Source organism: Buchnera aphidicola (Taiwanaphis decaspermi), assembly GCF_039405155.1.
In the GTDB taxonomy this organism is placed as follows: Bacteria; Pseudomonadota; Gammaproteobacteria; order Enterobacterales; family Enterobacteriaceae; genus Buchnera_M; species Buchnera_M aphidicola_B.
In genome coordinates, this window is record NZ_CP135049.1 from 212,428 (window position 1) to 239,179 (window position 26,752).

At 19.7% G+C, this 26,752-nt stretch carries 21 protein-coding genes and 1 pseudogene; 10 read left to right on the forward strand and 12 right to left on the reverse strand.

The window, feature by feature from the left end; translation table 11 throughout:
• Positions 1–148: 148 nt before the first annotated feature.
• The 6 genes and pseudogenes from yciA to trpD form a co-directional block, all read right to left on the reverse strand.
• On the reverse strand, positions 149–559 hold the full coding sequence (gene yciA / locus RJX39_RS01010; RefSeq protein ID WP_343192788.1) for an acyl-CoA thioester hydrolase YciA: 411 nt from the start codon (positions 557–559) through the stop codon (positions 149–151).
• 219 nt (positions 560–778) lie between these two features.
• A complete protein-coding gene (locus tag RJX39_RS01015; protein ID WP_343192789.1) occupies positions 779–1,510 on the reverse strand; it encodes a YciC family protein in 732 nt (243 codons plus the stop codon).
• Between the two features lie 123 nt (positions 1,511–1,633).
• The gene (trpA, locus tag RJX39_RS01020; protein WP_343192790.1) at positions 1,634–2,440 is read right to left on the reverse strand and encodes a tryptophan synthase subunit alpha; all 807 of its coding nucleotides are present in this window, start codon (positions 2,438–2,440) and stop codon (positions 1,634–1,636) included.
• A complete protein-coding gene (trpB, locus tag RJX39_RS01025) occupies positions 2,433–3,629 on the reverse strand; it encodes a tryptophan synthase subunit beta (protein WP_343192791.1) in 1,197 nt (398 codons plus the stop codon). Before trpB ends, trpA begins: the two co-directional genes overlap by 8 nt.
• 15 nt (positions 3,630–3,644) lie before the next feature.
• Positions 3,645–5,005 (reverse strand): annotated as a pseudogene (gene trpCF, locus RJX39_RS01030) (bifunctional indole-3-glycerol-phosphate synthase TrpC/phosphoribosylanthranilate isomerase TrpF).
• The gene (gene trpD, locus RJX39_RS01040; RefSeq protein WP_343192794.1) at positions 4,992–5,996 is read right to left on the reverse strand and encodes an anthranilate phosphoribosyltransferase; all 1,005 of its coding nucleotides are present in this window, start codon (positions 5,994–5,996) and stop codon (positions 4,992–4,994) included. The pseudogene trpCF and the gene trpD overlap by 14 nt, the downstream one beginning before the upstream one ends.
• 187 nt (positions 5,997–6,183) lie before the next feature.
• On the opposite strand from trpD, the gene RJX39_RS01045 reads away from it, so the two are divergent.
• Both RJX39_RS01045 and RJX39_RS01050 read left to right on the forward strand, forming a co-directional pair.
• On the forward strand, positions 6,184–7,083 hold the full coding sequence (locus RJX39_RS01045; RefSeq protein ID WP_343192795.1) for a DMT family transporter: 900 nt from the start codon (positions 6,184–6,186) through the stop codon (positions 7,081–7,083).
• A gap of 310 nt (positions 7,084–7,393) precedes the next feature.
• Complete coding sequence (locus tag RJX39_RS01050; protein WP_343192796.1) at positions 7,394–8,341, forward strand: S49 family peptidase; 948 nt, start codon at positions 7,394–7,396, stop codon at positions 8,339–8,341.
• A gap of 215 nt (positions 8,342–8,556) precedes the next feature.
• Here RJX39_RS01050 and RJX39_RS01055 read toward each other — a convergent pair whose 3' ends face one another.
• Entirely contained in the window at positions 8,557–9,330 is a 774-nt protein-coding gene (locus RJX39_RS01055; protein ID WP_343192797.1) for an inositol monophosphatase family protein, read from the reverse strand.
• A gap of 214 nt (positions 9,331–9,544) precedes the next feature.
• Here RJX39_RS01055 and hisS point away from each other — a divergent pair, with 214 nt between their 5' ends.
• The gene (gene hisS / locus RJX39_RS01060) at positions 9,545–10,819 is read left to right on the forward strand and encodes a histidine--tRNA ligase (RefSeq protein ID WP_343192798.1); all 1,275 of its coding nucleotides are present in this window, start codon (positions 9,545–9,547) and stop codon (positions 10,817–10,819) included.
• A 54-nt stretch (positions 10,820–10,873) separates the two neighbouring features.
• On the opposite strand, the gene rdgC is transcribed toward hisS, so the two are convergent.
• Positions 10,874–11,761 carry a recombination-associated protein RdgC gene (gene rdgC / locus RJX39_RS01065; RefSeq protein ID WP_343192799.1) on the reverse strand — a complete coding sequence of 296 codons (888 nt, stop codon included), beginning with the start codon at positions 11,759–11,761 and terminating at the stop codon, positions 10,874–10,876.
• A gap of 194 nt (positions 11,762–11,955) precedes the next feature.
• On the opposite strand from rdgC, the gene glyA reads away from it, so the two are divergent.
• Positions 11,956–13,218 carry a serine hydroxymethyltransferase gene (glyA, locus tag RJX39_RS01070; protein WP_343192800.1) on the forward strand — a complete coding sequence of 421 codons (1,263 nt, stop codon included), beginning with the start codon at positions 11,956–11,958 and terminating at the stop codon, positions 13,216–13,218.
• Positions 13,219–13,346: 128 nt separating this feature from the next.
• Here the strand turns inward: glyA and RJX39_RS01075 are convergent, their stop codons facing one another.
• Positions 13,347–14,354 (reverse strand): beta-propeller fold lactonase family protein, encoded by a 1,008-nt coding sequence (locus RJX39_RS01075; RefSeq protein WP_343192801.1) that lies wholly within the window; start codon positions 14,352–14,354, stop codon positions 13,347–13,349.
• A 525-nt stretch (positions 14,355–14,879) separates the two neighbouring features.
• Here RJX39_RS01075 and gap point away from each other — a divergent pair.
• Complete coding sequence (gap, locus tag RJX39_RS01080; RefSeq protein WP_343192408.1) at positions 14,880–15,884, forward strand: type I glyceraldehyde-3-phosphate dehydrogenase; 1,005 nt, start codon at positions 14,880–14,882, stop codon at positions 15,882–15,884.
• Positions 15,885–15,949: 65 nt separating this feature from the next.
• On the opposite strand, the gene fldA is transcribed toward gap, so the two are convergent.
• On the reverse strand, positions 15,950–16,471 hold the full coding sequence (gene fldA, locus RJX39_RS01085; protein WP_343192410.1) for a flavodoxin FldA: 522 nt from the start codon (positions 16,469–16,471) through the stop codon (positions 15,950–15,952).
• A gap of 726 nt (positions 16,472–17,197) precedes the next feature.
• Between fldA and RJX39_RS01090 the strand changes: the two genes are divergently transcribed.
• The 5 genes from RJX39_RS01090 (at position 17,198) to pfkA (ending at position 23,960) form a co-directional block, all read left to right on the forward strand.
• A complete protein-coding gene (locus tag RJX39_RS01090) occupies positions 17,198–17,941 on the forward strand; it encodes a Nif3-like dinuclear metal center hexameric protein (RefSeq protein ID WP_343192411.1) in 744 nt (247 codons plus the stop codon).
• A 64-nt stretch (positions 17,942–18,005) separates the two neighbouring features.
• Entirely contained in the window at positions 18,006–20,693 is a 2,688-nt protein-coding gene (locus tag RJX39_RS01095; RefSeq protein WP_343192412.1) for a 2-oxoglutarate dehydrogenase E1 component, read from the forward strand.
• A gap of 12 nt (positions 20,694–20,705) precedes the next feature.
• Entirely contained in the window at positions 20,706–21,863 is a 1,158-nt protein-coding gene (gene sucB / locus RJX39_RS01100) for a dihydrolipoyllysine-residue succinyltransferase (protein ID WP_343192413.1), read from the forward strand.
• 374 nt (positions 21,864–22,237) lie between these two features.
• The gene (gene gpmA, locus RJX39_RS01105; protein ID WP_343192414.1) at positions 22,238–22,942 is read left to right on the forward strand and encodes a 2,3-diphosphoglycerate-dependent phosphoglycerate mutase; all 705 of its coding nucleotides are present in this window, start codon (positions 22,238–22,240) and stop codon (positions 22,940–22,942) included.
• Between the two features lie 55 nt (positions 22,943–22,997).
• Positions 22,998–23,960, forward strand: a complete 963-nt coding sequence (pfkA, locus tag RJX39_RS01110) for a 6-phosphofructokinase (RefSeq protein WP_343192415.1) — start codon at positions 22,998–23,000, stop codon at positions 23,958–23,960.
• Between the two features lie 6 nt (positions 23,961–23,966).
• Here pfkA and tpiA read toward each other — a convergent pair whose 3' ends face one another.
• Together tpiA and rpsA are read right to left on the reverse strand one after the other, a co-directional pair.
• Complete coding sequence (gene tpiA / locus RJX39_RS01115) at positions 23,967–24,746, reverse strand: triose-phosphate isomerase (RefSeq protein ID WP_343192416.1); 780 nt, start codon at positions 24,744–24,746, stop codon at positions 23,967–23,969.
• 143 nt (positions 24,747–24,889) lie between these two features.
• Positions 24,890–26,596, reverse strand: coding sequence for a 30S ribosomal protein S1 (rpsA, locus tag RJX39_RS01120; protein WP_428994315.1), 1,707 nt, complete (start codon positions 26,594–26,596; stop codon positions 24,890–24,892).
• Between the last annotated feature and the right edge of the window lie 156 nt (positions 26,597–26,752).

The following is a 26,752-nucleotide window of genomic DNA, read 5'->3' on the forward strand; positions in this document are numbered from 1 at the left end:
CTCTAATTATTAAATAAAAAAATTATTAAAATAATATTTTTAGTTAATTTTTTAAATTAAATATTAAAAACAATATATTTATATATTTTATAATAACTTATTTTCAATAAAACAATATTATTTTATCAATATATCATTGATAATTTTTTTAAATAATACTCATGGGAGGAATATTTATAGATTTTCCTTTATTATTAACAGAAACATAAATAAAAGAAGCTGTTGTAGAACAATAATATTTGCCAATTGGAGGCAAACATAATTTCTTAATCCATAATTCAACATCTATTTTAATAGATGTTTGTCCAATATAAATACATTTTGCATAACAAGTTACTAAGTCACCAACAGAAATTGGTTTAAAAAAGTTTATACTTTCAACATTTACTGTTACTATTCTATTTCCTGTTATTTCTTTAGCTAATATGGCTCCTCCCATATCCATTTTTGACATTATCCATCCTCCAAAAATATCTCCATTTACATTTGTATTTTTAGGCATAGATAAAATTTTTAATACCACAACTCCTTTAGGATTTTTATACTTATTATTTGACATAAAAATGAATTACATTATTTTTTTCGTTATTTTATAATATATATATATATATACGATATTTTTAATAAAATACATTAAAATATTGTTTATTTATATAAATAATTTTTAAAAATGTTTTTTTTATTAAAATAGTATTAAAAAAAATAATAAATTAAATTGTTTTAAATATTTGTTGTATTAATACAATACATTTATAAAATTATAATTTTAATTATTAAATTAAACAAAATATTTAAAATAAATATTGAATAAATAAATAATAGATATAGAAGATATTACATTTAAAATAGTATTTAATATTATGTAAAAATAAAAAAAAGGAAGAAACTTAATGAAAAAAGATAAAACCATTATAATAAGTTTAGATAATAAAACAAATGTTATTATTGGTAAAATTATTGTTATCTTTTTAAAAAAATTTTTTACAATATAGTTTATAAAAGATGATAACATTTCCATATTCATCATTAATAATATAGGAGTTAAAAAATAAGATAAAAAATAAAATAAAAATCTAGGAGTTAAAATTACCATAAATAATATATATATAAATGATATAAATAAAAAACCCAGAAAAATAAATTTAGGCATAGCATGAAACATATTTATTAAAGTTTTCTTAACAGTCTTTAAAGGTATTTGAGTTACTATACGAGTAATTCCTATAAATAATATTAAATTACTTATTATGCCATTTATTACATTAAAAAAAGTTTTTTGACTAAAAAAATTATCATTATAAATTTTAGGAACATTTAAATAATTATATATAATATTATTTGTTTTAATATTTTTGTACATATCATTTAAGTTATGAAAACTTGGTTCAAGAATATAATATATCAATAAACTAATTAAAGAACTAAAAAAAGAAATTAAAAATATGTAATAAATTTTATTATGAAATATTTTTTTTGTGTTATTAAACATTTTTTTTATTTTTAAATACATAAAATATTACCTCTTATTTAATATTTTTTTAATATGAAACTTAAATATATATATAACTATTTAATATTTTTTTTGAAATTATAAATTGTAAAAATATTTGAATATTATTTATAACTATTTTTTTTAAATTATATATGTAGATCTTTTTAATTGTTTTACTTTCGACTTAATTTTTTTTAATAATAATTTATCATTTGAAATATTTTTTTTAATTATTTGTACAAAAACAGAACCACATATTACTCCATCACATTTATTATATATAGATTTCTTTATTTGATTTTCATTATATATTCCAAATCCTTGTAATATAGGAATATTAGTATATTTTTTTATTTTTAAAATTGTTTTTTTTATTATATTATAATTTATTTTTTGATGTATACCTGTTATCCCAGATCTTGACAATAAATATATGTATTCTGGTTTAAAATTTATTATTTTTTTTATTAATTTTTTTTTTGAATCTACAGGACAAGTAAAAATAACAGATATATTATTTATAATTATTTTGTTCATAAAATTTTTATATTCTTCTAAAGGAACATCTGCTATCAAAATAGAATCTATATAATTTTCTTCACATTTAAAAAAAAAATTTTGAATTCCAAAATTATATATTAAATTAGCATAAGTTAATATTCCAATAGGAATATTATGATGTTTTTGTCTTATTATATTTAACATATTAAAACAATCTTGAACATTGATATTATTTTTTAAAGCACGAATATTAGCTTTTTGTATAATATTTCCATCAGCAATAGGATCAGAAAAAGGTATTCCTACTTCTATGGCATTAGCACCATTATCAATTAAAGTATCTATAATTTTCAAAGATAATTTAATACTAGGATCACCTAAAGTGACAAATGGAACTAAACATATTTCTTTATTTAATTTTTTAAACATTTGTTTATATCTACTCATTATTTTTACCTATATTTTTGCAAAAATTATTCACAGAATCAATATCTTTATCTCCTCTGCCAGAAAGGTTGACAATAAAAATTTGTTTTTTACTAGGGTTATTGTTCATCAATTTCATAGCATAAGCTATAGCATGAGAAGATTCTAATGCTGGTATTATACCTTCATAATATGACAATTTTTTAAAAGCATTTACTGCTTCTGTATCGTTTATAGTTACATAACTAGCTTCTTTATTATTTTTAAGCCATGCATGTTGGGGTCCAACAGATGGAAAATCTAAACCTGCTGAAATTGACCATGATTTCTTTATTTGTCCATATTTATTTTGCATTACAAATGATTTCATACCAAAATATATACCTGTTTTTCCAGAACTTAATGATGCACCATTTTTTGAAGTTTTTATACCATATCCTCCTGCTTCTACTCCTATTAATTTAACTTTTTTGTTATCAATAAATTCGTTAAATATTCCAATAGCATTGGAACCTCCACCTACACATGCAAAAATAACATTAGGGTAAATACCTTCTTCATGCAATATTTGTTTTTTTACTTCCTTTCCTATTATTTGTTGAAAATGTTGTACTATTGTTGGGTAAGGATGCGGGCCAGCTGTTGTTCCTATCATGTAATGACTGTTATGATAAGTAGATACCCAATCTCTTAATGCTTCATTACAAGCATCTTTTAATGTAGAAGACCCTTTATTAACTGGTATAATTTTTGCTCCCATTAATTTCATTCTATTAACATTAGAACTTTGTCTAATTATATCTTTAGATCCCATATAAATTCTACATTTTAAACCTAAAAAAGAACTCACTAAAGCAACAGATACTCCATGTTGACCAGCTCCTGTTTCAGCAATAATTTCTTTTTTATTCATTTTTTTTGCCAAAAGAGCTTGACCTATAACCTGGTTAATTTTATGTGCTCCTCCATGTAATAAATCTTCACGTTTCAAATAGATTTTTGTTTTTGTTCCTTTTGTAATATTTTTACATAAAGTTAAAGGAGTTGGTCTTCCAGCATAATTTTTTAATATATTATTTAACTTTTTATTAAATTTTTTGTTTTTGTAATATTTAATAAAATTAAATTCTAACTGGTTTAAAGCTGGTATTAATATTTGAGGAACATACATTCCCCCAAAATCACCAAAATATGATTTTATCAATTTCATTATTTTTAACCTTTTTTACATATTTTTAATTTTTTTAAATATCATCTGGATTTTTTTTTCATCTTTTATACCAGGTGTTTTTTCTACGCCAGAATTTAAATCTAATCCAATACATCCAGTTTTTAAAGCTTTTATACAATTTTCATAATTTATACCTCCTGCTAAAATTGTATTAGATAAATCTATTTTTTTTAATATAGACCAATCAAAAGGAATACCTTTACCACATGTAAAACTATCAAAAATATAATATTTTATATTTTTAAAAAATATTTTTGGTAGATAATTTTTGATTTTTACAGCTTTCCATATTTTCACATATTTAGGTAAAAAACTTTTTAATTTATTGATATATATTTGGTTTTCATTTCCATGTAATTGGATAACATTTAAATTTAAATCATATGTGTGCAAAACAACATCTTTTATTTTCGCATTACAAAAAACTCCTACAAATATTATTTTTTCAAATTGAACTATTTTTTTAGCTTGATTAAGTGTTATCTTTCTTAAAGAATCATTGCAAAATATTAAACCTCCGTATATAGCACCAAATTTCTCAGATATAAAAGCATCATATGTGTTAGTTAATCCACATACTTTGTTTTTTCCAAAAATTATTTTTTTTATACCAATACTAATATTTTTTTCTTTCATAACAGAAGAACCTATTAAAAAACCATTTACTATTTTTTTTAATTTTTTAACTTGGTTATAATTAGATATACCAGATTCGCTAATAGTTATTACAGAAAAATTGATAAGTTTAGCTAATTTAAAAGTACGATTGATATCTATAGACAAGTCTTTTAAGTTTCTATTATTAATTCCAATAATTTTTGCTTTAAGCTTTATAGCTCTGTTAACTTCTCTTGAATTGCTGACCTCAGTTAACACATCCATATTTAAATCATGTGCTACATTAGAAAGAGCAACATATTGATTATCGTTTAAAATAGAAAGTATTAATAATATTGCATTAGCACCATGATATCTTGCTAAATATATTTGATAATCATCGATAATAAAATCTTTACATAATAAAGGTAATTTAGTGTAATTTTTAATTTGGTTTATAAAATTAAAAGATCCATTAAAATATTTCTCATCTGTTAAAACAGATATAGCACTAGCATACTGATTATATATTTTAATAATATTTTTTAAATTGAAATTTTTTCTTAATAAACCTTTAGATGGAGATTTTTTTTTATATTCTAATATCAAAAAATTTTTTTTTTTAATGATTTATAAAAATTGTTTTGACTAATAATTAGATTATTTTTGAATGAAGAATATGGTCTCATTATTTTTTGTTTTTCTAACCATATTTTTTTATATTTTAAAATATTACATAAAAAATTATTTTTGTTCATATAAATCCTGTTTGTTAATCATAGCTATCATATGTTTATATGTGTAACCATCATAAATAAATTTTAATATTTTGCTTGTATTTTCTTTTAAATTATTAAAACCAAATAATTTTAGTAACATAGCAACATTCATAGATATTAATTCTATATAATGTTTAGAACTTTTACCTTGTAAAATATTACTAGCTTCAATTAAATTATTTTTATTTTCATAATATTCAGGATATAATTTTAATCCAAAATCTTTAGGAGATATTTCATAATAAATTATTTTGTTTTTTTTTATTTCAGCTACATGTGTAATACCGTGGTTAATAATTTCATCCATTCCTTTACCATGTACAACTAATGCTCTTTTATAACCTAATAATTTTAATGTATTAGCAATAATTGGTAACATTTTTATTTTATAAACACCTATTAATAAATATTTAGGTTTTAAAGGATTTATTAATGGACCAATGATATTAAATATTGTTGCTTTATTTATTTTTTTTCTCGCAAGTAATATATTTTGGTTTTTTTTATAATAATTAGGATGATATAAAAAACATAAATTAAATTCATCTAACAATTTTTTATTTAACGTATGAGTTAAATAAAGATTAAATCCTAAATATTTTAATAAATTTGCAGAACCTACTTTACTAGTTATTCCTTTATTACAATGTTTAGATATTTTAAAACCTAAACTAGAAGATACTATTGAACTTATTGTAGAAATATTAATACTATTAGATTTATCTCCTCCTGTACCTACTATATCAGCAAAAATATTATTTTTTTTGTATGATTTATAATACTTAAAGTTTAAAAAATATTTAACAGCTCCTACTATTTCTTCTGGATAAATATTTTTATTGTTTAAATTTGTTAATATGTCATATATTTCTTGCACATTATTATTTTTGTTTAAATAATTAAATAATTTATAAGATTCACTTATATTTAAGTTATTAGAATTGTATATTTTTTTTAATATAATTTTCATTATTTAACCTATCAAAAAATATAAATAATTTATACAAAAAAATTCATTTTGTTTAAAATAAATACAAATATTTTTTCACTTCATTTATAAAAACGTGATATTTATATTAATAAAATTTATAAATATAATTTATGCATAATAAAAAATTATACATTTTATTATATAATTTAAAGGAGATATTTAAGTTATGAAAAAAACTCTAATAACTTTTATATTATTTTTGTTAGTTACTATCACATGGGGCACAACATGGATAGCCATGAAATTAGCTGTACAAACAATACCACCTTTATTTGCTACTGGATCTCGTTTTTTGTTAATATCGCCAATACTTCTTTTTTTATCTTTATACAATAAAAAACCTTTAATTTTCCCAAAAGGTTTAAAAAAATTACAAATATTTATATCTATTTTTTATTTTATCATACCTTTTTCTTTAATGTTATATTCTGGATATTATGTAGATTCTAGCATTTCTGCAATTATATTTTCTACAATGCCAATTATAATATTATTATGTTCATGTATATTTTTAAAAAAAAAAATAAATAAAATACAAATTACAGGATTAATTATATCATTAATATCTCTATTTATAATGATAACTAAAGAAATTTTAAAAGGTGGAAAATTTCAGTTAATAGGTATTATTTCTTTAATGTTGGCTGCAATATCACATTCATGTGTTTATATTAAATGCAAACAAAAATGTAAAAATATTTCTATAATTACATTTAATACTTTGTCTTCTTTATTATCTGGTATTTTATTAATATTAACATCTTTATTGTTTGAACATCCTATAATAAAAAATTTTTCATTATTATCAATAATTTCAATTATATATTTGAGTATTTTTTCAGGTTTATGTGGGATATTATCTTATTTTTATTTACAAAAAATCGTTAATTCTTTTAATGCTTCTATAGTATTTTTAATATTTCCAATAATAGCTTGTATAATTGAAAATTATATATATAGAACTTCATTTTCTGTTCATAAATTTTCACAAATATTCCCATTGTTTTTAGGAATTTTAATTACATTAATTCCTAAAAAATTTTATAAAAAAATAATAAAAATTTAATTACCCATATTTATTTAAAATAAATACTATATTTAGCTTGCAATTAAAAAAGTTTTATATTTAAATGTTACTGTATAAATGTTAAAATTATAAAAAAAATATTTTTTTTTGTTTATAAAATTATAAAAATAATATAAAATATAAAAATAATATAAATTATCAATAAAATAAAATTACATATTTTATCTAAAATGTTTTTGTTAAAAGTATTTATAATTAATCACAAATATTGTGAACAAAAGATTGCAATTGATTTATCAAAAAAAAAATTAATTAAATTTAAAATAATATACATATAAAAAGGTTTGATATGGAATTTATTTATTCATATATTTTATTTATTATTAAAACTTTAAGTGTATTATTTTTTTTACACTTATTTTCTAAAATAATAATTATATATATATTAAAAAAAAATGATATTTATTTAAATAATACATTAAAAGTTGAATTATTAAATAATCATTATAAAAAATTGAAAAATGATTTATCTTTTTTTCAAAAAAAAAAAATTATAAACCAAAAAAATGTTTATAACAAAAAGTCAAATTTATATATTTTAGATTACAATGATAAAATAAAAAAAAACAAAATAAAAAAATTAAGAGAAGAAATATCGTCTATTATACTAGTTGCAAAAAAAAATGATGAAGTATTGTTAAGATTAGAAAACACATCAGATATAGTTTATGAATACGGTTTAGTAATTGCTCAACTGCAAAGATTAAGAAAAAAAGGAATAAAATTAATTATCTCTATAGACAAAATAGTTTCTAACGGTGGTTATATAATTGCATGTGTAGCAGATCATATTTCAGCATCACCTTTTTCTATAATAGGTCCAATAAATATTGTTGTTAATATACCAAATATTGATAAATACACACAAACAAGCAATTTAAACAATCAGTTAAATGATTGTAATACATTTACAAAATTAACATTAATAAAAAATAATACAAAAATTTATGTTAATAAAATATTTAATAAATTAGATATAAAAAAATATATAAGGAATTCTTTTATAAAAGATATGAGACCTTCTTTGAATCTCAATAAAATTTTTAATCAAAATTATTGGATAGGAGAGAATGCTATAAACGAAAAATTAATAGATAGTATTAATACAAGTGATGATATTCTATTTTCTAAAAAAGATACTCATAATTTGTTAAAAATTAAATATGTTTACAAATCTAACATTGTTGAAAAATATATTGTTACATTAAATAAATATTTTAAATTTCTTAAAAAGTAATATATGCAATATTTATAATTAAATTAAAAAAAATAATTTATACAAAAAAACTTAAGTATATTTTAAAAAATAATATTAAAATTATTTATTATTTAAATAAATAATATAAACTATTTTTTTTATAAAATTATAGTTTTTTGATATTTATAAAATATACTTAAGTTAAAAAATATTTTTTTATATTTAAAATTAATAATTACATCTAACTTTATACATTATTTATTTAAAAAATAATTAATTATTTTGGAGTTTCCAGCAATTATGTTTTTATGTTTATTAAAAAATTCATTAGTTGAAGATAAATAATTAATAAAACCACCAGATTCTTTAACTTGTAATTCAGAAGTAACTAATATTAATTTACTTATTGAGAAATGTATACATATATCTATTCTTCCAGACGCTATATATGATAAATTTAATAAAGTAGAACCTGTTACTTTTATTTTATTTTTATTAATACATAATTTATTTATTATTTGAAAATAATTTTTTATTTGCAAATCTGTAAAAATTTTGTTATTAAAAACAATATGATTATTTGACAATTTTTTATTATTACTACATCTCATACGATATCCATTAATTTGTGCTCCTCTTCCTTTAACAGCAGTAAATAATTCATTTTTCATAGGATCATAAATTACTGAAATTTTAGTTTCTCCTTTAACCAAAATTGCAATAGAAATAGCAAAGTGAGGAAATTTTTTAACAAAATTGTTTTTTCCATTTAATTCATTAACAACCCATAAAACTCCTTTTTTAATATCAATTTTATTAAAATTATTTTTGTTAACAAATAAATGAGTTGGATAAAATTTATTTAATACATTAATTATTACATTTTTAACGTTATTAATTATTTTTTTTAAAACAATACTATTAACAATATTGTCATGATTTTCCAAATTTATATTCTCATAATTATGTAACAATATATCACCTGCTTTTCTAATTGCACTAATTGCAACATTTAACATAGGATGCATATTTTTCTCAATATATAATTTGTATAAAAAATTTAGTTTATAAAATTAAAAAAAAATAAATTAGATATATAAAAATTTGTTTAAAATATTTTATTATATATAATTCAAAAAAATAATAAAATTATCTTAATAAATATTAAGATACATAAATAATTTAATGTAAATATTTCAATAAATATATTATTAATTAATATATAACATTTAGGTAATAATAATGATAAAAAAAATAAAATCAATAAGAGGAATGAAAGATTATTTACCATCAAAAACAAAAAAAATATGTTTTATAGAACAAACAATAATAAAAATATTAAAAGAATATTCATATAAAGAAATTAAATTACCTATTGTAGAACACACCTCTTTATTTAAAAGAGCTATAGGAAATGTTACTGATATAATACAAAAAGAAATGTACACATTTTTAGATAAACATGGAAATAACGTGACATTAAGACCTGAAGGAACTGCTGGTTGCGTAAGATCTGTTATAAAACATGGATTAATTCATAATAAAAAACAGAAGTTATGGTATTACGGACCAATGTTCAGATATGAACGTCCTCAAAAAGGAAGATATAGACAATTTTATCAAATAGGTGTCGAAACTTTTGGTTATGATGATGTTTTTATTGAACTAGAGTTAATAATTATATTGTTAAAAATTTGGAAAAAGTTAAAAATTAATAAATATGTTACACTAGAAATTAATTCTATAGGTTCTTCTCAAGATAGATCAAAATATAGTGAAAAATTATTCGACTTTTTAAAAAAAAATAAAAATTTTTTAGACAAAAAGTTAAAAAAAAAAATAAACAAAAATTGTTTAAAAATACTTGATAATAATTCTAAATCTATAAAAAAAATAAAAAATGTACCTTTGTTAAAAAAATATTTGAATGTCTTCTCTAAAAAAAAATTTAAATATTTATGTGAATTATTAGAAAAATTTTCTATAAAATATAAAATAAATCCTTATTTAATGAGAGGTTTAGATTATTACAATGATATTGTTTTTGAATGGGTAACGAAAAAAACAAACAAAAATAAACAAACAATTTGTGCTGGTGGAAGATATGATACATTAACAAAAATTTTAGGAGGATCAAACACGCCAGCAATAGGATTTGCTATTGGTATAGAACGTTTAATGTTATTAACTAAACATATCTCAAATAAAAAAAAATGTTTTACAGATGTATATTTAATTAGTATTAAAAAAAATGATAGAACTATAACATTTAAGATATCTGAAAAAATAAGAAATGAAATACCATGGATAAAAATAATTACTAATTTAAATTCATCCAAGCTAAAAAAAAAATTATCCTTGGCGATTAAAAAAAAGTCTTATATAGCATTGATATTTGGAGAAAAAGAAACAAAAAAAAATCAAGTAATCATGAAATATTTAAATAAAAGAATTCAAAAAAAAGTTTTTATAAATAAAATTATTAAAAAATTAAAAAAAATTTTTAAACAAAAATAAAAATTTAAGCTACCTTATTTTTTAATAAGGAGCTATGTGTTTTTTAATTATAAGTTATATTAACATTGTTTTTTTAAAACAATTGAATATTAGAGATATATCATTAGCAATTTTATTAAAATAAAAATCAAAATATTCTTTAATATCTTTTTTAATATAATTTTTATCAACAAATTTAATACGTTGAAGTGTTCCACTGTTAGATAATACAAATTGAATTTTTTTATTCCAAATTAATCCTATTTTGGTTACTCTTTTACCAGCTTTTATATGACGAAAAATTTCTTCAGAAATTAAATTCTGATTTGTACATTTTATGGTTCCATTATCTTTTATAATATCTTTTAATTCTGCTTCCTTTAATATAGAAAAATTACTAGGTAATTTTTGAGTCATTATCCAATTGGTAAGAGTAATTTCAATAGCTTCTTTTTTTATTAAAGGTTCAATTTGTAAAGATCCTAAACTTTTGCGCAATAAAGAAATAATATTTTCTGTATCTTTAATGTTAGCAGTATTAATAATAATTAAATCATTATCAATATCTATCCATAACATATTTTTTGTAAATTTGCTAAAAGCTTTTTTTATTAAATTGTTTATTATTTCTTCTTTTATATTTTTTTTTTCTTCATTTGATATTTTTTTTTTATTTTTTTTTTCATATTCTTTTATATATTTATTTAATTCTTGAAGAATTACAATTCTTGGCAAAATTTTTTCTTCTTTTTTAATACACATTAATATTTTATTGTTATATATATATGCAAGTTCATTATTTTTTTTATTAAAAGATAATGGGTCAGACCATCCTATTCTTGTATACTCATATTTTCCACAAGATTTAAAAGAAAAAGTTTTTAATTTTTTTTCTATTATTTCTTTAGAAAATAATATTTTATTTTTTAATTTGTAACAGCTTAAACTATTAAAATTTAACATATTTTTTCCATAATAAATTTTGATAAATTAATAATAATATTCAATTTTTATTTAAATAAATATTTATATTTTAACTGATAATAATTATATTTGTGATATAATTTTTTAAAATATATTGTACTATTTTTTATTTTGATTGTATATAAAATAAAAACTTTAATTGTTTTATTTTTTAATTTTACTTAGGAAATATTATGTTAAAATTTAATAAAAAAATATTTAAAAATGATAATAAAATATGGAAAATAATAGAAAAAGAAAAAAAAAGACAAGAACAACATATAGAATTAATAGCTTCAGAAAACTATGCTAGTATAGCTGTAATGAAAGCACAAGGATCGCAATTAACTAATAAATATGCAGAAGGATATCCTGGAAAAAGATATTACGGAGGATGCAAATATGTTGATATGATAGAAACAATAGCTATTAAAAGAGCAAAAAAATTATTTGACGCTGATTATGTTAATGTTCAACCACATTCTGGATCACAAGCTAATTTTGCAGTATATACTGCTTTATTAAATCCTGGTGATTGTATATTAGGTATGAATTTAACAGATGGTGGACATCTAACTCATGGTGCTAAAATTAACATTTCTGGTAAAATATACAAGTCTATTTCTTATGGATTAGATGAAAATGAAATAATAAATTACAAAGAAATAGAAAAGCTAGCAAATATTTATAAACCTAAAATGATAATTGGAGGTTTTTCTTCTTATTCTGGTCCTTGTAATTGGAAAAAATTAAAAAAAATAGCAAATAGTATAAATGCGTATTTTATGGTAGATATGGCTCATATTGCAGGATTGGTTGCTGCTAAATTATATCCAAATCCTATTTATCATGCACATGTTGTAACAACAACAACTCATAAGACGTTAGGTGGTCCAAGAGGTGGATTAATTATTGCAAAAAATATTGATGAAAAAATAAAAAAAAAAATAAATTCTTCTGTTTTCCCATCTAATCAAGGCGGACCTTTGATGCATGTAATTGCAGCAAAAGCTATTGCATTTAAAGAAGCTTCAAGAAAAAAATTTATTAAATATCAAAAACAAATTATTATTAATTCTAAATTAATGGTTAAAATATTTCAATTAAATAATTATAAAATAATTTCTAATATGACAAACAATCATATAATATTAATAGATCTTAGAAACAAAAATATCACAGGTAAAGAAGCCGAATTTTATTTAAGTAAATGTAATATTATTGTTAATAAAAATACCGTTCCTAAAGAAACAAACAATGCATTTATAACTTCAGGAATACGTATAGGTACACCAGCTATTACCAGAAGAGGGTTTAAAGAAAAAGAATGTGAATTTTTAACTAATTGGATTATAAGTGTTTTAAATAATACAAAAGACTTTAAAAATATCAAAAAAATAAAAAATAAAGTAATATCTTTATGTAAAAAATATCCTGTTTATAAAAATATTAATTAAATAAATAATTGATGCAAAATTTTTATTAAAAAAAAATAAAAATTTTTATATCAATTTTTTATAAAATATATTTTTAATATAAATATTAAATAAATAGATTTATATTATTAATATTAAAATATATAAAATTATTTTATTACAACCCATAAAGGACCTAACCCTGAAAAATAACTATAAATTTTTTTTATTTTACCATTTTTTTTTGATATTTTGTACATAGTTATATTATTTGATTTTTCTCCAACAACAAATAAATATTTACCTTTATCATCTATACAGAATGATCTAGGTTGTTGTTCTGTATCATATTTTTTAATAAAATTTAGTAAACCTGTTTGTCTATTAATGTGAAATAAAGTTATAGAATTTAGCTTCCTATCACATGCATATAGAAAATTTTTTTTAGGATGAATGTGTATATCCGAAGACCATAATTCAGTAAAAATATTATTTTTGATAGCATTAAATTTAACTAAAGATATATTTTGTATATATGTATGTATTTTTTCATTTTTATCAAATCTCCATACATCTATAGTTCCATTAAATTCATTTATTATATAAATAAATTCACCTTTTTTATAAAAAGAAATATGTCTAGGTCCATATTGATTTTGAGTTTTTAGTAAATAATTTTCTTTTAAATAAACAGATGATTCATAAAAACTTATATCATAAACATAAGTTTGGTCTTCTTTTAAAGAAGTAACATATAATTTATTGTTTGTTTCATTTATTTTTGCTGAATGACAACCATAAATATTTTTTGTAATATTAACAATTCTTTCTGGTATTCCAAATTCATTTATTTTGACAACACATAAACAATTTCCATGAAATGAAGAACAAAATAACAAATTTTCTTCTTTATTTAAAAATATATAATTGATAGAAAAATCAAGATTTATATGATCTTTTAAAAACAAAGAACCATTTGGTTTTATTTCGTAAGTATTAATTCCTAATTTTGGTTTAACACCAACATATAACAAATTATTTTTATTAGATATAGTAATAGGTTGAGCTTGTAAATTAATATCTAAAACTTGAATTAATTTTAATTCTTGTTTTTCTACAAAACCCCATACGTATATTTGATTACTTTTAGGACTAGAAACATATATATGTTTTTGCATAAAACTCCTACAGTTTATTTAAAAATAAACAAAAAGATAATTTATTTAATAAAACATTTTTTAAAACAATTAATTGATATAATATTAATTTAAAAATTTTAAATAATTTAACAAATATTTGTTTAATAATAAACATTATTTATGTATTTAGAATACTATTGATTTAAAAAAATTATAACAAATTATTTACATTTTTAAATGTATCTTTTTTTGATATTAAATAATTTAATTTTTTTTAATATAAGTTTTTCATCTTAATGAATACATTCTATGTTGATAATAAAAATGTTTAATATTATAAAATATTAACTATTAAATATTAAGTTAAAAATATTTATATAATGTTTAAAATTGTTTTATATATTATTAGATATATTTAAATGATATATATATATATATATATATATATCAAAAAATAAATATTTTTTATATAATATATATTATATTTAAAGAATAATCTATTATTAGTAGTTTTTTATAAATATAAAATATTTAAGTTATTAATAAAATTAATTAGGTAAAAATATGACTATAAGAATTGGTATTAACGGTTTCGGAAGAATAGGAAGAATACTTTTTAGGTTAGCCCAAAATAGATCTGACATAAAAGTTGTCGCAATTAATGATTTGATGGATATAGACTATATATCTTATATGTTAAAATTTGATTCCACACATGGTGTTTTTAATAAAAATATTGAAATTAAAAATAATAAATTAATTATCAATAAAAAAAAAATAACAATAACATCAGAAAAAGATCCTATAAAAATTAAATGGAAAAAATTAAAAGTAGATATAGTAATTGAATCTACAGGACTTTTTTTAGATTATGATAATGCTTATAAACATATATTAGCAGGTGCTAAAAAAGTTATAATAACAGGTCCATCTAAAGATGGTATACCAATGTTTGTTAAAGGAGTAAACTTTGATAAATATAATGGAGAAAAAATTATATCAAATGCTTCTTGTACTACTAACTGTTTAGCTCCGCTAGTAAAAATTATTCATGAAGAATTTGAAGTTATTGAAGGTTTAATGACTACAATTCATGCTACGACAGCGACTCAAAAAACAGTAGATAGTCCTTCATATAAAGATTGGAGAGGAGGAAGAGGTGTTTTACAAAATATTATACCTTCATCTACTGGTGCTGCATTAGCTGTTGGAAAAGTAATACCAGAACTTAATGGTAAATTAACTGGAATATCTTTTAGGGTTCCTATAGCTAATGTTTCAGTTGTTGATTTAACTGTAAGAATAAAAAAAAATGTTACATATAAAAAAATATGTAATACAATCAAATATTATTCAAAAAATAAAATGAAAAATATAATGGGTTATGTAGATTCAGATGTTGTATCTAGCGATTTTAATGGTAATCAATTAACTTCTATTTTTGATGAAAAAGCTGGATTGTCATTAAATAATAATTTTTTTAAATTAATTTCTTGGTATGATAATGAAACAGGATATTCTAGTAAAGTATTAGATTTAGTACAACATATTAGTTATTTTAAAAAATAAAAAATGATATTTAATATTAAATTACATCTTAATTTAAAGATTAAGATGTAATTTTTTCAAAACAACTATGTTTTTTTAAAAAAACCTTCTTTTTTCAATTGTTTTATCCATTTTTTAATTCTTGTATGAGTTAGTTCTGACTGACGATCTTCATCTATAACAAGACCAAAAAATTTTGATTTGTCAAAAAGTGCTTTTGATGATGTAAAATTATAACCTTTTGCACTCCATAATCCATAAATATTAGCTTTTTTTTTGTATAAAACATTATAAATAATACCTATAGCATCACAAAAATATTCAGAATAATCTTCTTGATCACCGCAACCAAAAATAGCTACTTTTTTGTTTTTAAAATCAATCTTTTTTAGTTTAGGCAGAAAATCATCCCAATCACATTGTAATTCTCCATAATACCATGTTGGTATACCAATTATAAATGAATCAAAATTAATAAAATCTTTTTTTTTTACATTTGAAATATCAAAAATTTTTATATTTTTGTTTTTTATTTCTTTAAAAATCATAGAAGATACTTTTTCTGTATTACCGGTATCACTACCAAAAAAGATACCCATTTTAATCATATATTTTTCCTTTTTTTTATAATAAATAAAAATTATTAAATAGTGTTTTTCTAAAATATATAAAAATTAATAATGATAAGAAATTGATAAATATTGTTTTTTAAAAATAATACTTAAAAAATTAGTTACAATGTTTTTTAATATATATTAAAATAAAAATATTTTTTAATTTTTTAAATTAATTAAAAAATTTAATATTTCAACAAAAAAAATTATATATTCAATTAATACTAGTTTAATATTTATATATTTTTCTATAAAAATAATATCCATAAAAATATGTAAAAATATCATTTTTAGATGAAAAAACATGTTTTTAATAATATAATTTAAAATTACTTGAATAATTTAATATTAAAATATTTTTGCAAACAAGTAACATATTTATATTTTTGCGTTTTTAAAATATATTATTTATGGTTTAACTAATTTGATAAAATAAAAAAAATAAAATATTGTTTAAAAATTGCTAAAATTAAAATAGGATATCCTATAGTAAACATTTTATGAAAAAAAAATAAATAAAATAAGTTAATTAATAAATGATTAAAAAAAAATAAAATTTTTTATTTCAAAAAAACTTTTTATAAAAAAAATATATCAGAACTAAAAAAAATCCTATAAAATATATATATAAAATTCATAAATATATTACTTAAAATAATATTAGTTTAAATTAACTATAATTGATAATAAAAAATAAATAAAAAATAATTTTTAAAGAATATGAATAATAAAATTTTAGAAAAAATAATAAATTTGAAGTTAAATAGTAAAAAATTTTTTGATCATATACCTAACGGTTTACAAATAGAAGGTAAAAAAAATATTCACAAAATAGTTTTAGGAGTATCAATTTGTAAGGAATTAATTGAAAAATCTATAATATATAATGCTGATGCAATTATAGTTCATCATGGTTTTTTTTGGAAAAATGAAGAAAAAACATTAAAAGGAGTAAATAAAAACAGAATTAAATTATTATTAAAACATAATATAAATTTGTATAATTGGCATCTCCCTTTAGATGCACATTCAAAGTTAGGAAATAATATACAAATATCAAAAAAACTTAAAATAATATTCAAAAAAAAAATAAAAGATTTTTTATTTATTGGAAAATTTTACAAACCAATAAATAAAAAAAAGTTAATAAATAACATTTCTGATATTTTTGGTCAAACGCCTATTTGTTTAAATTATAATTTGAATAAAAAAATAAAAAATGTTGCTTGGTGTAGTGGAGCAGGTCAAAAATTTTTTTCAATAGCTATTGAAAAAAAGATAGACGCTTTTTTAACAGGAGAAGCTTCTGAAAATTCTATTTATTTAGCTAAGGAAAATAACGTTTTTTATTTTTCTTTAGGACATTATGCAAGTGAAAAATTTGGAATAAGATCTTTAGGAAAATGGTTATCATATAAATATAATTTAGAAGTAAAGTTTATAGATATTTTTAACCCAATTTAAAAAATAATTATATTAAAAATAAATACGACTTTATATGTACTTTTTGCGACAATAGGATAAAATTTTGAATAATTGGTTTATAAATAATAGTGCAAAGTTTTTAGAAAATTTATATCTTAATTTTTTAAATAATCCCAAATCTTTCAAAAAAGAATGGGTTGTTCTTTTTAATGATATAAAAAAAAATAACTTAATATTTAAAAATGATTTTCATACAAATAATTTTGTAAATAACAAAGAAAAAATATTATTTTTGATAAATGCATTTAGAACTCATGGATACAAATACGCTAATTTAGATCCTTTGAACTTATCTAATAATAAAAAATTTAATGAATTAAAATTAAAAATTTTTGGAATAAAAAAAAAAGATTTAAAAAAAAACATAAATATAAAAATATTTAATAAAAAAATAAAAAAAATATCTGATTTATATACAGAAATAAAAAATAAATATTGTAATACATATGGCATTGAATATATGCATTTGTACAAAAAAAAAGAAAGATCGTGGATACAAAAAAAAATTGAAAATAAAAACTTAACAATTTCTGATAAAAAAACAAAAATTAATATTTTAAAAAAATTAGTAAAAGCAGAATATTTAGAAAAATATTTAGCAATCAAATTTCCTGGATCAAAAAGATTTTCTTTAGAAGGTTCAGAAACATTAATACCTATAATTGATAATATAATTAAAATATCCGATATTAAAAAAACTAAACATATTTTTTTAGGAATGTCTCATAGAGGAAGATTAAACGTACTAGTTAATATTTTAGGAAAAAAAACTAAAAATTTATATAAAGAATTTATCGGAAAAAACAAATTTGCTAACATTACCGGTGATGTTAAATATCATGCAGGATATGAATGTTATATAAAAAATAAAAAAACAAAAATATTTTTAGGTTTCAATCCTTCTCATTTAGAAATAATTAATCCTGTAATTATGGGTGTTGCAAGATCTTATTTAGATAATATGTATAAAAAAAAATGTAGAATTTTGCCAATCACAATACATGGAGATGCTTCTTTTTCTGGTCAAGGTGTAATACAAGAAACTTTAAATATGTCTAATACTCCAGGATATAGTGTTGGTGGAACAATTAGAATTATTGTAAACAATCAAATTGGATTTACTACTAGTAATATAGATGATATGCGTTCTAGTTATTATTGCACAGATATATCAAAAATGATAGATTCTCCAGTATTTCACGTAAATTCAGATTACCCAGAAACTTGTGTAAATATTGTTAAAATAGCAACTAAATTTCGTTATAAATTTAAAAAAGATGTTTTTATAAATTTAGTTAGTTATAGAAGAAACGGACATAATGAAATTGATGATCCTTTTGTTACACAACCGATAATGTATAATAAAATAAAAAATCATCCAACTACTTTGAAATTATATAAAAACAAATTGTTTCAAGAAAAAACAATAAATTCTAAAAATTTTAAAAAAATTGTTAAAAAATATATAACAAAATTAAATATTGGTGGCTGTGTAACAAAAACTTATTCATGTTTTAATAATGCAAATAATAATGAATATGAAAATATAAAAAAAAAACAAAATTTTTTTTTAAAAAAAAAATCAATAATTAGAAAATTAGGAAAAAAAATAAATACTATACCTAATAATATTAATTTAAATAATTTAGTAAAAAAAATATATGATAAAAGATTAAAAATATTTAATAATAATGAATTGTTTGATTGGGGTACTTCAGAAAATCTTGCTTATGCTCAATTATTAAACTTGGGTATTTCATGTAGAATATCTGGTGAAGATGTTTCTAGAGGCACATTTTTTCATCGTCATGCATTAATTCATGATCAAAAAAATGGTGAAATATATAAACCTTTGAATTTTGTAAATAAAAAATCAAATTTCTATATTTATGATTCAGTATTATCAGAAGAATCAGTTTTAGCTTTTGAATATGGTTATTCTATTGTTTTAAATAAAACATTGAATATTTGGGAAGCACAATTTGGAGATTTTGTTAATGGTGCACAAATTGTTATAGATCAATTCATATCATCAGCTGAACAAAAATGGGGTCAAAAATCAAAATTAGCAATTTTATTACCTCATGGATATGAAGGACAAGGGCCTGAACATTCATCTGCCAGAATAGAACGTTTTTTACAATTATGTTCTAATAATAATATGAAATTATGTATACCTACTACTCCAGGACAAATATATAATTTATTAATAAAACACGGTTTGTCTATTTTAAAAAAAAACAAAGTTAAACCATTAATTATAATATCTCCCAAATCTTTATTAAGACACCCGTTAGCTAAATCTTCCTTGCAAGAATTGGTTAACAATAAATTTTTAAAAGTTATAGATGAAAACGAAAATATTAATAATATAAAAAAAATTATTTTTTGCTCTGGAAAAATTTTTTATGATTTACTAAAATTTAAAAAAGAAAAAAATATAAAAAATATAACAATTATAAGAATTGAAAATTTATATCCATTTCCGAAAAAACAAATTAAATTGATTTTAAAAAAATATAAAGATGTTAAACATTTGGTGTGGTGTCAAGAAGAACCTAGCAATCAAGGATGTTGGTTTTATATAAATAAAAATTTTAAAAAACATGTAAATATATTTCTTAAATATACAGGAAGATTATCTTCATCAGTTACAGCAGTAGGAAATATTAATTTACATATTAAAGAACAAAAAGAAATTATTAAAAAAGCTATGAAATTATTTAAATAAAAGGTAGTATTAATGAATAAATTAGATATTTTTGTCCCAGACCTTCCCGAATCAGTTGATAATGCTAAAATATTAAAATGGCACAAAAAATCAGGAGATATAATAAAAAAAGGTGACATTTTATTAGATATAGAAACAGATAAAGTAGTTATGGAAATACCTTCTGATAATAATGGAATATTAAAAAAAATAATTAAAAAAAATGATGATCTTGTTTTTTCAAAAGAAAAGATAGGTGAGCTAAAATTAGTAAAAAAGAATAAAAATATAAATAATGAGAATATTTTTTTTACAAACATCAAAAATAATACTACCCCTGCAATAAGAAAATTAATTAACAAACACAATTTAAAAAAAGAAAAAATTACTGGTAGTGGATCAAAAGGTAAAATAACAAAACAAGATGTTGATAAACATATAAAATATAAAAAAATATTAAAAAATAAAAAAAATGCAATAAAGATTGAAAAAAATAATATTACTAGAATACCAATGAATCCTATTAGAAAATGCATATCTAATAGATTGATGAACTCTAAAAATAATACAGTAACTTTAACTACTTTTAATGAAGTAAACATGAAAAATATCATAAATATAAGAAAAAAATATTCAGAAACATTTAAAAAAAGACATAAAATTAAATTAGGATTCATGTCTTTTTTTGTTAAAGCTGTAAGTAAATCTTTAGAATGTTATCCTAATATAAATGCTTATATTGATCAGCAAGATATAGTTTATTTTAAGGATATTAATATTAATATAGCTATATCAACCTCTTTAGGAGTTGTTACACCATTATTAAAAAACACTAATATTATTTCTATTGCTAATATAGAAAAAAAAATAAAAAAATTTATAACAAAATCTAATAACAACAAATTAACTATTGATAATTTAAAAATGGGAGGTTTTACTATAACAAATGGTGGGGTATTCGGATCTTTGATGTCAACTCCAATTATAAATCCTCCACAATCAGCTATTTTAGGTATGCATGTAATTAAAGATAGACCTATGGCTTTAAATGGTATTATTAAAATACTACCTATGATGTATTTATCATTATCATATGATCATAGGATTATAGATGGTAAAGAATCAGTTGGTTTTTTATCTATGGTAAAAAACTTTATTGAAGACACTAATTTATTATTTTTAGACATATAATATTAAATTATAAGATAATTATTTGTTATTATGTGGAGAAATTAATTAAATTTCTCCACTTTTTATGATATTTTAAAAAATAAACAATTAATATATATATTATAAATATAATTCGTTTTTTAATATTTAGAATAACAAATAATTATAATATTTGTTTAAAAAAATACAAAAATTTTTTAAGTAAAAAATATGTTTATTATCATAAAAATAATATTAAAAAATAAATTTTTGAAAAAATATTTCTAATAAAATAATTAAATATTATAGTTTTTTTTATAAAAATAAATTATTATATTAGTTAATATTTTAAATATTATAATTTTATTTTATTAAATACAAACAAAATTAATTTATATATCAAATAAGGAAATGATATGAAAAAAACAAAATTAGTTTTAATGAGACATGGTGAAAGTGTTTGGAACAAAACAAATCAATTCACAGGATGGAAAGATATGGATTTATCAAAAAATGGAATAAAAGAAGCTTGTAAAGCAGGGAAATCTCTTAAAAAAAATAATTTTTATTTTGATATAGCATATACTTCAATGTTGAAAAGAGCTATTCATACTACCTGGAATATATTAGATGTATTAAATCAAGCATGGATAGAATTAAATAAAACATGGAGATTGAACGAAAGACATTATGGTGCTTTACAAGGAATGAATAAAGATAAAATAGCTTTAAAATATGGAAACAAACAATTACAATTGTGGCGCAGAAGTTTTAATACTATACCTCCTCAAATAAATGAAATTGAACATAATAATTTTGTCAAAGATAAGAAATATGAAAATGTTAATATTAAAGATATACCATATTCCGAAAGTTTACATATGACTTGTGATAGAGTAATACCTTTTTGGAAAACAAATATTTTCCCTGAAATTTTAAATAATAAAAAGGTTATTATTGTAGCTCATGGTAACTCTTTAAGAGCACTAATAAAACATATAGATCAAGTAACTGATAACGATATTGTTAAAATAGAAATACCTACTGCAACACCTATAGTGTATGAATTTGACGAAAATTTTAAACCAATTAAAAGTTATTTTATGGATGTTAATAAATAATATTATTTAAATAATACAAAATAAAAATTACTAATTATAAAGAGATATTTAAAAAATGATAAAAAAAATTGGAATACTTACAAGTGGAGGTGATTCACCAGGAATGAATGCTGCTATTCGTAGTATTACTAGAACAGCTATTAACAAAGGAATAAAAGTATATGGAATTTATGATGGATATTTAGGATTATATGAAAATAAAATAATTTCTTTCAATCGTAATACTGTATCTGAAATAATTAATAAAGGAGGAACTTTTTTAAGATCTTCACGTTTTCCTCAATTTAAAAATATTGATATCAGAAAAACTGCAATAAATAATTTAAAAAAAAAATATATTGAAGTTTTAATTATTATTGGTGGTGACGGATCATATTTAGGAGCGAAAAAATTAACTGAAATGGGTATGCCATGTATAACATTACCTGGTACAATTGATAATGATATACCAGGTACAGATTATACAATAGGATTTTTTACAGCTTTAGAAAATATTGTCCAATCTATTGATAAAATAAGAGACACTTCTTCTTCACACAAAAGAATATCAATAGTAGAAATAATGGGTAAAACTTGTGGATATTTAACATTATATTCAGCCATTGCTGGAGGTTGTGAATGCATAGTTATACCTGAAATTAAATATAGCAAAAAAAAAATACTTGCATCAATAAAACATGGTATAAAACAAGGTAAAAAACATTTAATAATTGCAATTACTGAATATATTTGTAACACAAAAAAACTAGCTTTATATATTGAAAATAAAACTAAAAGAGAAACTAGAGTTACAGTTTTAGGTCAAATACAAAGAGGAGGATCACCTGTATCTTATGATAGAATATTAGCTTCAAAAATGGGTTCTTTTGCAATAAAAATAATCCTTTCTGGACAATTTGGTAGATGTATAGGAATTAAGAATAATAAAATTATACATAACGATATATCTAATGCTCTTTTAAATATTAAAAATTTTTTTGATCCAAAAGATATAAAATTAGCAAAAAAATTATTTTAATAAATTTTACTTAATTTTAATGTTGTCATCTATATATTTAATTATTTTAAAAAATTCATTTATATTTAAAGAAGATGATCCTATTAAAAAATGATTAATATTGGTTTGATCAAAAATATTTTTTATATTTTTATAATTTACAGAACCTCCATATTGAATAAAATTATTTTGTTTAATATTATTATTTTTACTAAAAATATATTTTTTTATAAACAAATTAATTTTTTTTATATCTAAATGATTAGCTGATATACCAGTTCCTATGGCCCAAATAGGTTCATAAGCTATAATAGAATTGTTAAATAAATTATAATTATTTTTATTTGTTAGAAATATTTGATCAATTTGTTTTTTTAGTACTTTCTTCGTTTTTTTATGTATTTTATCTTCATATGTTTCACCAATACATAATACAGGTATTAGTCCATTTTTTTTAACAATTTTAAATTTTTTTGCAACAATTTTGTTATTTTCATTATGATATTTTCTTCTTTCAGAATGTCCAACTAAAACATATTTAACACCTATTTCTTTTAACATAAATATAGATGTTTCACCAGTAAAGGCTCCATAATTATTTAAATCTACATTTTGAGCAGATAAAGATATATTTTTAACTTTACATAAAATTTTTTGAGCAAAATATAAATATATATGAGGTAATGCAATACTTACATGACAGTTTTTAATATTTTCCATAAATGGAATTAATTTATTTAAATATAATGATATTTCATCTTTGTTTCCATGTAATTTCCAATTGCTAATAATTATTGAATTATTCATATTATACACCTTGTTTTTTATAAAAATTGGTTGTTTTGCTTTTTCTAAAAAAAAAATAGAAAAAACAAAACAATATTATAAAAATTTTTGAAATTAATATTTAATTTCAAAAATTTATTTAACTAAATTTAAAAAACTGTTTATTATTCATTTTTTGCAATTTTAAAAGCTTCTGCTATTGCTCCATTTATTTTATTATTTTTTTTGTTTTTTGTTTTCTTTTTTTTTATATTTAAATATTCTTTAATATCTAATAATAATAAATGTATATTTCTATTTTTTCTATCAAAACCATTTAATCTACATTTTAAAACATCGCCGACATTAAAAATAACCTTATTTTTTATTAAAGATTCATGAATAACATTAGAAATATTAATTTTTCCATTAATGTTATTTGGTAATTTTAATTCCAATAAATCATTTTTATAGTTTGTTATAACTCCTGAAACAATTGCTCCTTTTTTATTATTTACGACATAATTATGAAATGGATCTTCAGTTAATTGTTTTATACCTAAAGATATTCTTTCTCTTTCTGCATCTACTTGAAGAACAATTGCAGAAATTTCATCTCCTTTTTTGTATTTTTTTACCGCACGTTCTCCTGCTATATCCCATGATATATCGGATAGATGAACTAAACCGTCAATTCCTCCAGGTAACCCTATAAAAATACCGAAATCTGTAATAGATTTAATTTTACCTACAACTTTAGAATTTTTACTATAATTTTCTGAAAAACTTTTCCATGGATTTGGTTTACATTGTTTTATTCCTAAAGAAATACGTCTTCTTTCTTCATCTATTTCCAATACCATGATTTCAACTATATCTTTTACATTTACTACTTTAGAAGGATGAATATTTTTATTTGTCCAATCCATTTCAGAAACATGGACTAAACCTTCAACTCCTTCTTCAATTTCAACAAAACAACCATAATCTGTAAGGTTTGTCACTTTTCCTTTTAGTTTTGTATTTTCTGGATAACGCTGAGAAATATTTATCCATGGATCATCTCCAAGTTGTTTTAATCCTAAAGAAACACGAGTTTTTTCACGATCAAATTTTAAAACTTTAACAAAAATATCTTCACCTACACTAACAATTTCACTGGGATGTTTGACTCTTTTCCATGCCATATCAGTTATATGTAATAAACCATCTACACCACCTAAATCTATGAAAGCACCATAATCGGTTAAATTTTTAACAACACCTTTTATTTTTAAACCTTCTTGTAAATTTTCTAATAATTGAGTTCTTTCAGCACTATTTTCAGATTCAATAACAGCTCTTCTAGAAACAACAACATTATTTCTTTTTTGATCTAATTTTATTACTTTAAATTCAATTTTTTTACCTTCTAAATATATAGTATCTCTTATAGGTCTTACGTCAACTAAAGACCCAGGTAAAAAGGCTCTTATATCATTTAATTCAACAGTAAAACCACCTTTTACTTTTCCATTAATTATTCCTGTAACGTTAATTGAATCATTATAAGCTTTTTCTAATGAAATCCATGATTCATAACGTTTTGCTTTTTCACGAGATAATATAGTTTCTCCAAAACCATCTTCTATTGAATCTAATGCTACATCTACATAATCACCTAATTTTATTTCTATAACACCTTGAGAATTTTTAAATTGTTCAATAGGTATTGATGACTCAGATTTTAATCCAGCATCAACTAAAACTGCATCCTTTTTTATTTCTACAACTAATCCTCTTATTATAGATCCAGGACGAGTTTCAATTTTTTCTAAAGATTTTTCAAATAGTTCTGCAAAGGATTCATTCATGTTTATAGTCTTTAAATACTCATTTCTATTTAGCATCATGCTTAGATAGCTTAATTATATTTATCATCTGAAATCCTATCAGAGATTCTTTGTTAGATTATATTTTATTGCTTAATATAATATTATTATTATTTTTTTTTACATTTTGATTGTATTGAAAAATATTTTCAATATAATATCAGACAAATAATAATA